This window comes from Kitasatospora sp. NPDC057512, from assembly GCF_042802135.1.
Lineage (GTDB): Bacteria > Actinomycetota > Actinomycetes > Streptomycetales > Streptomycetaceae > Kitasatospora.
In genome coordinates this window covers 1-2,322 of the sequence record NZ_JBHVET010001028.1, presented here as the reverse complement: position 1 = coordinate 2,322, position 2,322 = coordinate 1, and the positions used below count along the sequence as shown (strand labels likewise).

Annotated in this window: 3 protein-coding genes; 1 reads left to right on the top strand and 2 read right to left on the bottom strand. The window is 73.8% G+C overall.

The genetic code is table 11. From position 1 onward, the window contains the following. Both ACFU6K_RS37120 and ACFU6K_RS37115 read right to left on the bottom strand, forming a co-directional pair. The coding region (locus ACFU6K_RS37120; protein WP_380670779.1) for a serine/threonine-protein kinase at positions 1 to 871 on the bottom strand (871 nt) is incomplete at its 3' end. Then, positions 868 to 1,629: a serine/threonine protein kinase gene (locus tag ACFU6K_RS37115; protein ID WP_380670777.1), complete on the bottom strand. Its 762-nt coding sequence runs from the start codon at positions 1,627 to 1,629 to the stop codon at positions 868 to 870. The genes ACFU6K_RS37120 and ACFU6K_RS37115, both read right to left, overlap by 4 nt. A 296-nt stretch (positions 1,630 to 1,925) precedes the next feature. Between ACFU6K_RS37115 and ACFU6K_RS37110 the strand changes: the two genes are divergently transcribed. Then, a partial coding sequence (locus ACFU6K_RS37110; protein WP_380670775.1) for a hypothetical protein occupies positions 1,926 to 2,322 on the top strand: 397 nt, incomplete at its 3' end.

Sequence of the window (2,322 nt, the reverse complement as noted above, 5' to 3'; positions counted from 1 at the left end):
GCAGAGCGTCGTCCAGCCGCAGCGGCGCCGCGCCCCGCGCGTACGCCTGGGCGGCCAGCGAGCGGGCCCGGGCGGTGGCGCCCAGGAAGGGGTGCAGGCCGCCGGTGAGCACCTGGTGGGCGATCACCCCGAACGCCCAGAGGTCGGCACTGGGGCGCACCGCGATGCCGCGGGCGCCGGTGCGTTCGGACCACCACTCGGGCGGGACGTGGTCGGGCGAGCCCAGCGGCGGGGCGTAGGCGTGGGTGCCCTCCAGCTCGGCGGTGAGGCCGAAGTCGGCGATCTTGGCGGTGCCGTCGGGCATCAGCAGGACATTGGCCGGTTTCAGGTCCCCGTGCACCCAGCCGACCCGGTGCATGTGGGTCAGCCCGGCGCAGACCTCGGCCAGGATCCGCTCGGCGTCGGGCACCGCCGTACCGGGGCGGGCCTCGGCCAGCAGGTCCTGGAGGCTGCGGGCGGCGCGTTCCATCACCAACGCGACGGCGCCGTCGAGCGCCGGGTGCTCCGGATCCTCGACGGTGGCCACGGCGAGGGTGCGGATCAGGTGGGGGTGGTCGGCTCGGCGGCTGAAGCGCTGTTCGCTGCGGGCCATCCGGGCCACCGTCCGGCGCTGGCCGGGGGCGAACCGGGCCGCGCCGAGGATCTTGACGGCGGCCGGGCCGCCGTCGGGGCCCTCGGCGGCGTACACACTGCCCCAGGCGCCCGCGCCGAGGAAGGCGCCGAGGCGGTAGCCGGCGATCGGGTAGCCGTCCGGGACCGCGAAGGGCGGGCCCCCGGGCGGCTCGGGCCCGGACCCCGGATCGGGCGCCGGCCCGGACCCCGGCGACGGCTCCGGAGACGGCTCCGGCTCGGACGGGGCGCCGGAGGTCACGGCCGGGCGACCGCGCGCCGGGGCGGGAGCAGGGCCAGGTGCTCTTCCCGGACGAGGTCGAACTTCAGCGCCAGCGCCACCAGTTCCTCGCGCTTGCCGCCGCCCGGCCCTTCCTCGTACGGCTCGCGCAGCCGCAGCTTGGTCGCCACCAGGTAGTCGATGTGGTAGTTGACCGCCGAGCGGCTCAGCCCGCGGCAGCCGGGCAGGGCGCGCAGCCGGGCGAGCACCTCGGTCACCCCGGGGACGGCGGCGGCGGAGGGCGAGCGCAGCCGGGGCTCGCAGAGCGCGAGCAGGACCAGGAAGTACTTGGCGGTCGGGTCCAGGGCGAACGGGCTGACGGTGTGCTCGCCGTCGGCACCGCCGGGCCGGCCGTCGAGGTAGGCGTGCTGCGGGGCGAAGACCTTGAAGGCCACGGGCTCGCCGAGGGCGGGCAGCAGCACCCGGGAGAGCTCGAACGGGACGGGGGCACCGAGCCGGCCGGGCGCGACCTTGACGTGCTCCCCCGCCCCCTCCAGGTTCTCCACCACGTAGGTGGTCGAGGTGCTGAAGTTGGACAGCCGCCAGTAGTCCTCGGCCGCGACCACCTCCCCCGCCCGGCGGGAGACGCCCTGGTCGGGCAACGGGATGGGGACCGGACGGCCGGGCTCCCCGCGTCCGAACACCGCGGTCTCGCCCGGGCCCATCCGCAGCAGGCCGGGGGCTCCGCCGGACCTCATCCCGGGCCCCGGGCCGGGCAGTTGGACGATGACCGTGTCCACGCGGCACCTCCGTGGGATCGGGTCGACGCCTCCGGATCGGGTCGATGGTATCCGTCCTATTCGCCCCGGAGGCAAACCCGCCACCCGGACGGGTGATGAACCACCGTCTTCCACCCATGAACTGATCATTCGTCAGGACTGGAGTTGTCCATGTACTGAACAGATGACGAATGGTTGCAGGATGTAGTTGAACCGTCACCATGAGTGTGACGCAACGCACACACATCACGTTCACGATGTGTGCCAGACTCATCTCAAGGAGTGAGATTCCCTTAATTTCCAAGGAGGTTCGTACCATGCGCGCTCGGATCGCAGCTGTGGTGATGGTGGCGGCAGGGATCGCCGGCCTGACGGCGGCCCCGGCCATAGCGGCCACCGCGACGTCCGACACCGACACCGCACTCTGCGCCACGGTGCTCAACCAGCCCTGCGTCTCGCACCAGGCCGACGGCGCCGGCATCGTCGGCGTCGGCCAGGTCAGCGCGGACCCCGGCCAGTTGACGATGGTTCGGGTCGAGATCCGCACCCAGGCCGCCTGGGGCAGCCCGTGGGAGGCGGTCGCCACCGCGACCACCGTCCAGTTCGGCTCCGCCAAGGCGGTCACCCCGCGGGTGACCGCCGGCGCCCCGCGCATGATCTGCGCGACCGCCGGCCCCGCGCTGGACGTCACCAAGCAGGTCACCACCTGTACCC